Annotated in this window: 8 protein-coding genes; all 8 read left to right on the forward strand. The window is 43.6% G+C overall.

Translation table 11 applies throughout. The annotated features are described in order from the left end of the window. The first annotated feature begins 73 nt into the window (after positions 1-73). The 8 genes from PF479_RS02560 (at position 74) to PF479_RS02595 (ending at position 7,342) form a co-directional block, all read left to right on the forward strand. Entirely contained in the window at positions 74-925 is an 852-nt protein-coding gene (locus PF479_RS02560) for a transketolase (RefSeq protein WP_298001920.1), read from the forward strand. Continuing rightward, positions 922-1,857 carry a transketolase C-terminal domain-containing protein gene (locus tag PF479_RS02565; RefSeq protein WP_298001922.1) on the forward strand — a complete coding sequence of 312 codons (936 nt, stop codon included), beginning with the start codon at positions 922-924 and terminating at the stop codon, positions 1,855-1,857. Before PF479_RS02560 ends, PF479_RS02565 begins: the two co-directional genes overlap by 4 nt. A 10-nt stretch (positions 1,858-1,867) precedes the next feature. Then, a complete protein-coding gene (gene garR / locus PF479_RS02570; protein ID WP_298001924.1) occupies positions 1,868-2,755 on the forward strand; it encodes a 2-hydroxy-3-oxopropionate reductase in 888 nt (295 codons plus the stop codon). Between the two features lie 51 nt (positions 2,756-2,806). Then, positions 2,807-3,328 (forward strand): TRAP transporter small permease, encoded by a 522-nt coding sequence (locus PF479_RS02575; RefSeq protein WP_298001926.1) that lies wholly within the window; start codon positions 2,807-2,809, stop codon positions 3,326-3,328. Then, entirely contained in the window at positions 3,328-4,605 is a 1,278-nt protein-coding gene (locus PF479_RS02580; protein ID WP_298001928.1) for a TRAP transporter large permease, read from the forward strand. Before PF479_RS02575 ends, PF479_RS02580 begins: the two co-directional genes overlap by 1 nt. A 102-nt stretch (positions 4,606-4,707) precedes the next feature. Continuing rightward, positions 4,708-5,745 carry a TRAP transporter substrate-binding protein gene (locus tag PF479_RS02585; RefSeq protein WP_298001930.1) on the forward strand — a complete coding sequence of 346 codons (1,038 nt, stop codon included), beginning with the start codon at positions 4,708-4,710 and terminating at the stop codon, positions 5,743-5,745. Between the two features lie 51 nt (positions 5,746-5,796). Further along, complete coding sequence (locus tag PF479_RS02590) at positions 5,797-6,549, forward strand: SDR family NAD(P)-dependent oxidoreductase (RefSeq protein WP_298001932.1); 753 nt, start codon at positions 5,797-5,799, stop codon at positions 6,547-6,549. A gap of 76 nt (positions 6,550-6,625) precedes the next feature. Beyond that, positions 6,626-7,342: a FadR/GntR family transcriptional regulator gene (locus PF479_RS02595; protein ID WP_298001933.1), complete on the forward strand. Its 717-nt coding sequence runs from the start codon at positions 6,626-6,628 to the stop codon at positions 7,340-7,342. The last annotated feature ends 216 nt before the right edge of the window (positions 7,343-7,558 follow it).

Here is a 7,558-nt window from a genome sequence, read left to right on the forward strand (position 1 = left end):
TGTTAAGATTTATTTGTAGCTTGTATTACAACGCACCTACTACAATTAAAATAATAAGATATTAGGAGAGTAAATGGAAACCACCATATTAAATAGAAAAGAAGCAATGCTGACAGCCAATGCCATTCGTTCAGACATACTCGCCATGCTGCCCCCCGGAAAGGTGGGACATCTGGGAGGAAGCAGTTCAATTGCGGACATCATGTCCTGCTTGTACTTTCATCATATGAATATCAATCCAAAAAATATGAAAGACCCTGACAGAGACAGGATTTTACTCAGCAAAGGCCATTCCGTTCTGGCCCAGTATGCAGCCCTGACCGAGTTAGGAGTTATTGATAGAAATGAACTCAAAACATTAAAAACCTACGGCAGTGTTCTTCAGGGACACCCTGATATGGAAAGAACGCCCGGAATAGAAGCTGTAACCGGATCTTTGGGACAGGGATTGTCTGTTGGACTGGGACTGGCCCTCGGACTGAAACTTGAAAAATCAAAAGGCCGGGTTTATGTCATATGCGGAGACGGGGAATTATCAGAAGGTCAGGTATGGGAAGCAGCCATGGCCGGGTCGGTATTTAAGGCAGATAATTTGACTGCCATTATCGATTTAAATGGAATACAGGCAACTGGTACAACAGAAGAAACTTTCCCGATACCCAATATTGCAGAAAAATGGGAAGCTTTTGGATGGAATGTTATTCAGCTGGACGGACATGATGTTGTAGCTATTCATAAGGCTCTGGAAGAGGCTCGTAATTTTAAGGGAAAACCGTCTGTCCTGGTAGCGCGTACCATAAAAGGGAAAGGCTTTTCTTTCGCCGAAAACAAAGCCGCTTTTCACAATGGAAGTTTGACAGATGAGCAGTACAAAATAGCCCTGGAAGATCTAGAGAAAATTAAAAACGAGGTTGAGAAATCATGATAACAGCAAGCCTTAGAAAAAGTTATGGAGAAGCCCTGGTTCAGATAGGCCGGGAAAATAAAGATATTGTCGTGCTGGAAGCCGACCTGGGTAAGTCCACCATGAGTTGCTTCTTTGAGGACCAGTTTCCTGACAGGTATTTTCAAATGGGGATTGCTGAACAGAATATGGCATCCACATCGGCGGGATTAGCCCTTGCAGGTAAAATCCCTTTTTATAGTACATTTGCCGTCTTCGCAACAGGACGTGCCTATGATCAGATTCGGAGTTCAATTGCCATACCCGACTTGAATGTAAACATTTGCGGTTCAAGTGCAGGCCTTTCAGATTTCGGCGATGGAAAGACTCATCAGTCCATTGATGATATTGCCCTCATGAGAGTATTACCAAATATGACTGTCCTTTCTCCTGTGGATGCAGAAGAGACAAAAAAGATGGTAAAAGCCATGGCTGAATCAGAGGGACCCGCCTATATCAGGATAAATCGAAGTGATCTTCCTGTCCTGACTGCAGATGATGATAAACCCTATCAAATAGGTCAGATGACGAGCGTCAAAAAAGGTGATGATATCACTGTTTTTGCAAGCGGCATCATGGTTCATCAGTCACTGAAAGCAGCAGAGATGCTGGAAAAAGAAGGGATTTCAGTCGAAGTCGTCAACGTAAGCTGTATAAAACCTCTGGATAAAGATGCTGTTAAACAGTTTTCCGCCGGTAGGAAAGGGATTGTGACAGCGGAAGAGCATTCTATTATTGGTGGAATGGGAAGTGCCATCACCGAGGCGATGAGTGAAAATCCTCTGCCATTGGTACAAATTGGAGTACAGGATAAGTACGGTACTTCGGCCTCATGCTATGAAGATCTACTCAAGGCCTATGGGCTCACAGAAGACGATATTGTTACAGCTGTTAAAAGACTGATTAAAAAATAAGGAGCTCAATATGAAAATAGGATTTATTGGACTGGGAATTATGGGAAAACCCATGGCCCTCAACCTTAAGAAGGCAGTATATGATCTTCTGGTTTTTGATATTGTTAAATCTTCTGTAAAGGTTCTGACCGATGCCGGTGCTGAAGCCGCCGACTCCATAAAGGAAGTGGCAGAAAAAGCAGATATCATCTTAACAATGCTGCCGAACTCTCCTCATGTGAAAACCGTCATTGCCGGTGAAAATGGGGTCCTGGAAGGTATTTCTTCCGGTAAAATTGTTATTGATATGAGTTCCATAGCCCCTGGTGTCAGCCAGGAAATGTCCAAACTTCTACAGGAAAAAGGTGTGGCATTCCTGGATGCCCCTGTCAGCGGCGGAGAACCAAAAGCGGTAGACGGAACTTTGGCCTTTATGGTCGGCGGCCCGGAAGAGACCTTCAAGAAAGTGGAAGAGATCCTGAACGTTATGGGTGGTTCTGTCACGTTGGTAGGCGATGTGGGGAGCGGAAATGTTACCAAGCTTGCCAATCAGATCATCGTGGCCCTGAATATTGCAGCCGTTTCGGAAGCCATGGTTTTGGCAACCAAAGCGGGAGTCGATCCTGAAGCCGTATTTAATGCCATTAAAGGCGGGCTCGCCGGTAGTACAGTCCTCAATGCAAAAATGCCCCTGATCCTGGAAGGAAATTTCAAACCAGGATTTCGTATTGAACTGCATATTAAAGATTTAATGAATGCCCTCGAGACGGCTCATGATGTCGGAGTCCCCATTCCCTTAACCAGTTCGGTTATGGAAATCATGCAGGCTCTGAAAGTCAAAGGTCACGAAAAAGACGATCATGGCGGCATTATTCAATTTTACGAAAGTATGGCTGATGTAAAAGTTCGAAGAAAATAAATTTTCCATACTGAACACTCTCATAATTTGATACAAAAGGAGCAAAAAAGAATGCCTGGAGAAGTTAAAAAGAGTCGGATCCAATGGGTAGAGGATCAATTAGTCCGCATAATCGGCGGAATCATTGGTCTTCTGCTGGCCTTAATGGTCATCATTGTATTCTCAAATGTAGTAGCCCGATACTTTCTCAATTCATCCCTGGCCTGGTCGGAAGAATTATCCCGTTTCATGCTCATCTGGCTGGCCTTCCTCGGGGCGGTTTTAGCCTATGTAAAGAATGAACACCTGGGTCTGGATATTCTCATCATAGTCCTCCCTTATAAAATTTCACGAATGCTTCTGGTCCTTTCCAACCTGCTTGTTATCGTGGGTATTGGTATCCTTCTTCACGGAGGTTGGACCATGACAGCCTTTACTTTCAACAGCGGCTGGACCTCACCGGCACTGGCCATTCCCTATGGAATTGTGTATTTCATTGTTCCTTTCAGTGGTGTGCTTCTATTGATGCAGGCTTTTCTGAAGCTGGGAGATAATATTTCAAATCTTAATAAAGCCCTGAAAGGAGATAAGTGATGCTGACAATTTTTCTGATTGCTCTGTTCGGTTTAATACTGCTCAGTGTTCCCATTGCTTTTTCACTGATTCTGACGGCCTCCATCCTCATGTTGTTTGCAGGGAATTTTTCACCGGCCCTGTTAGCACAAACCATTGTGCGGGGCATAGACAGCTTTCCTTTGATGGCCATACCATTTTTCCTCCTTGCCGGAGAAATAATGAATGTGGGAGGAATTTCAAAAAGAATTATAAAATTTGCCGGTGCCTTACTGGGTCATATCCGAGGAGGTCTCGGTTATGTGACGGTACTGGCCAGTATGCTTTTTGCCGGAGTTTCCGGTTCTGCCGTTGCAGATACATCTGCCATGGGTTCCCTCTTATACCCGGTCATGAAGAGCGAAGGCTATGATGAGGATAAGAGTGCGGCCCTTTTCAGTGCTGCCGGGACCATCGGCCCCATCATCCCCCCCAGTATTCCTATGATTATCTTTGGGGTCATTGCCAATGTTTCCATAGTCAAACTATTCCTGGGCGGTATCATTCCTGGTGTTCTCATAGGCGTTGGTCTGATGATCGGCTGGTTTGTACACAGCCGAAAAGCCGGATACAAAGCAGAAGGTAAATTCAATGCTATAAACGTACTGAAGGCCGGGTTTGAAGCATTTTGGGCCCTCTTGCTACCCCTGATCATCCTGGGAGGGATAATCTCCGGTATCTACACTCCCACGGAAGCAGCCGTCATAGCAGTTGTTTATGCTTTAGTTATCAGCCTGTTTGTCTACAGAGAACTGGATCTGAAAAAGATGCCTGGACTTCTGGTGAGCACAGCACGGATGACATCTGTTGTCATGATGGTCTGTGGAGCAGCCATGGCAGCGGCCTACCTCATCACAACAGCTCAGATTCCCCAGATGATGTCCAGGACTCTTCTCGGTCTTGCCGGGGAAAATCCCTACCTGCTTATGTTATTCATTAACATCCTGCTGTTGCTCGTTGGTTGTGTTATGGATCTGACTCCGGCTCTGCTGATTATGGGTCCCATGCTACTGCCGATAGCAATGAATTTTGGGCTTGATCCCGTTTACTTTGGCGTTGTTATGATTGTCAATCTTTGTATCGGCCTCATTACACCACCTGTCGGAAATATTCTCTATGTCGGATGCAGTATATCCAAACTCACGGTAGCCCAGATGAGCAAAGCCATAGTACCGAATATTGCCATAATGATCGCGACCCTCATCCTGATCACCTATGTACCGGGACTGGTAATGTTTATACCAAATCTGTTGAATTAGGGTTCTGGACAATTATCTTGTGTTTAACCGGTGATAATAATCTATTATCCGGTAAACAATAGCTTTCAGTATTGAGAGCAAAATATTTAAAGGAGAGTTTTTATGAAAAAAACTGCTATTCTGGTTTTGAGTATCTTTCTTCTTGTTTCTGTGCTTCCCGTTTTTGCCAAGGGGTCACAAGAAGCAGAAGCAACCGCAACCACCGCCGCTAAAGCCCCAGTTGTTCTGAAAATTTCTAACGGTGTAAATGAGAAGCATCCGAGCTATCTGGCCTCTGTAAAGTTCGGCGAGATCCTGAATGAGAAACTGCCTGGTCATTTTGAAGTTCAGGTTTATGCCAATGCCCAGCTGGGTGATGATGTGCGAGCCACCGAATCGACACAGATGGGAACCCTTGAAATGGTTTGTACATCCGCCTCACCTCTGGTAGGACTGGTCTCAGATTTCATGGTCCTGGATTTACCTTTTATATTCCCTAGTACAAAAGCAGCTGACGCCGTTCTGGACGGAACTGTTGGAAAAGCACTGGCTGCAAAACTGGAGCCTAAAGGTCTGAAACTTCTTGCTTATTATGAAAATGGATTCAGACAGCTTACTAACAGTGCAAGAGAAGTAAGAACTCCGGCAGATCTGAAAGGCCTGAAGATCAGAACGATGGAAAACCCCATCCACCTGGCCGCATGGAAGGCTCTTGGTGCCAATCCTACTCCTATGCCCTTTAGTGAAGTGTTTACAGCCATGCAGCAGAAAACTATTGATGGTCAGGAAAACCCAATCCCTACAATTTATCTTCAGAAATTTTATGAAGTACAGGATTTTACCACTCTGACAGGTCATGTTTATGGTCCTCACATCATGCTTATGAACTTGAAGCTGTTCCAATCTTTTACAGCTGAAGAACAGAAAGTTATCATGGAAGCAGCTCAGGAATCAGCACTGTATCAGAGAAAAATAAACAGACAGATGGATAAAGATTATGTTACAGAACTGAGAAAAGAAGGTATGACAGTCACTGAATTAACCCCTGCCGAACAGAAGGCTTTTCAGGATGCAGTACAGCCTGTTTACACACAGTTTGAAGACAAAATTGGAAAAGATCTGATTCAGCAGGTTAAAGACATTACGTCAAAAGTTAAATAAACTATTTTATTACCCGGGATTTTCCCGGGTATTTTTTACAGGAGTTGCCTTATGAAACTGATGAACAAAACAGCCTTGATAACCGGTGGAGCCCAGGGTATAGGACTCTCAATCGCCGAGACATTCTGCAGAGAGGGAGCCGTTGTTTATATTGGTGATATGAATGAAGAACAGGGAATGAAAACTGCCGGAGAACTCACAGCACAGGGATATAAGGTTCACTTTCTTCTACTGAATGTCAGCGATGAGGCCAGCTGGAAAAATGGGATAGCAAGAATTCAGAAGGAATCAGGAGGCCTTGATATTCTGGTCAATAATGCCGGAATCAATATACGAAAGAATATTGAAGAAATGAGCGCGGAAGAACTTGATAAGATGTACAGCGTTAATATCAAAGGTCCTTTCCTGGGAACAAAATACGTCATACCTCTTTTCAAAGCAGGCAATGGAGGAAGTATCATCAATATGTCTTCTGTCTGCGGTCTGATTGGGCATAAATTTACTCCCGAAGCATATACAACAACCAAAGGGGCAGTCACCCTGCTGACAAAGTCCGTTGCCTCCCGTTATGGGCAGTTCAACATACGCTGTAATTCTATTCATCCCAGTACTGCAGATACACCTCTGGTCCAGGAAATGCTTAAAGATCCGGAGCGCAAAAAAGAACGTCTGGGAGAAGTACCTCTGGGAAGAATGGCAGGACTCAATGATATAGCAGAAGCGGCGTTATACCTTGCTTCAGACGAAGCCGGGTTCATCAATGGTATTGCCCTTCCTGTCGACGGCGGTGTGACTGCCTGCTGACGAATACTATACACTTTACTTTTTTTTCTTTAATATTCTTCTGGATAAGCAAATATCCTGTCGCAGGAGTACACAATTGAATCAGGGGTCTTTAAAAATTATCAATACAGATAAAATTCATACTCAAATTTATGAACAGCTCAGAAAGCTCCTTCTGGAAGGACATTGGAAAGCTGGTGAGAAAATTCCATCAGAAAATGAATTGTGCCGTTTGATGGGTGTCAGCCGGATATCTGTGCGGACAGCCATAAAATCCCTGATCGCCCAGGGATTCCTTGTTTCCCGGCAGGGAGAAGGAACCTTTGTTGTTGATGTTTCAATAGACTTGAATATGAATGTCCTTATTCCTATTATCGGTCTTGATGATAAAAATATCCTTGAGGTATTAGAATATAGAAAGATCATTGAAGTGGGTATAATTCCTTTATTTTTTAAGAACCTAAGCGATGCCGGCATACAAGCCTTGAGGGAGAATGTAGAAGAGCTGGAAAGTACTCCCGAAAATGAAATTAAAAGAGTAACCCAGCTTGATCTTGGTTTTCATCGCCTCATATGTCAGATATCAGGAAATTCACTCATTATAAAGGTCAGTCAAATACTGAATGAGTTATTCAGAAAATCTATGGAAGAAGCCGTCATCAATCTCGGAAACCTGACAGGCAGAAAATATCATCGAAGGATATTTGAGGCCATCCTTTCCGGAAATCAGGAAAAAACAAAAGAAATACTCTTGGAGCATATCCAGGAAACACAGGACAGTATTGAACATCTCCACATTAAGGACCTCGAATAGAACTGAATCCATACATTAGAATGAATGAAGGCGTCATTATTCTATTAAGCATCCCCTGAAAGTGCTATAGAATTTCTTTTGGATTCCGCATAGTAAAGACATTTTTTATCTCATTCATATAACCTCACTTTATTAAAAATCGGTCTCAACTACTACTCCAGGAAATCAAGACAGAATCAGACTCCATTTGAAGGAGCTACCTGAATATTTTTTTGA

This window comes from Oceanispirochaeta sp., assembly GCF_027859075.1.
Lineage (GTDB): Bacteria > Spirochaetota > Spirochaetia > DSM-2461 > DSM-2461 > Oceanispirochaeta.